Raw genomic sequence first — 431 nt, 5'->3', positions numbered from 1 at the left:
GCGCCCGACGTGCTCGCCGTTCTCGGTGATCTCGAACAGGCGCACATCTGGGTGACAGCGGTCGAACTGCTCCAGCTCATGGATCTGGATGCCATACAGGCGCTGGACGATGCAGAACAGCCCGGACAGCACCTTGTCGATCGGGAAGTAGGCGCGCCGCTCTTCCTGGTTCAGGCTGTAGCGCTGCTGGCGCAGCTTCTCGGCGTAGTAGCCCAGGTCCCAGCTCTGCAGGTCATCCAGACCCTGCTCGGCGGCGAAGGCGCGCAGTTCGGCCAGGTCGCGCACGGCGAACGGCTTGCTGCGCACCGCCAGGTCGCGCAGAAAGCTCAGTACCTGCTCGGTGGATTCGGCCATCTTGGTCGCCAGCGACAGCTCGGCGAAGTTGCGATAGCCCAGCAGGCCGGCCAACTCGTGACGCAGCTCGAGGATCT

General features: G+C 65.2%; 1 protein-coding gene. It reads right to left on the bottom strand.

Features of this window, described 5'->3' with window-relative positions:
- Positions 1 to 431, bottom strand: a 431-nt coding sequence (locus ACU8YC_RS28415) for a M3 family metallopeptidase (protein WP_446896446.1), incomplete at both ends; no start/stop codon positions are given.

It is taken from the genome of Citrobacter sp. VF227 (assembly GCF_052950715.1).
The sequence above is the reverse complement of the archived record's forward strand: the minus strand, read 5'-3'. Positions and strand labels throughout refer to the sequence as shown.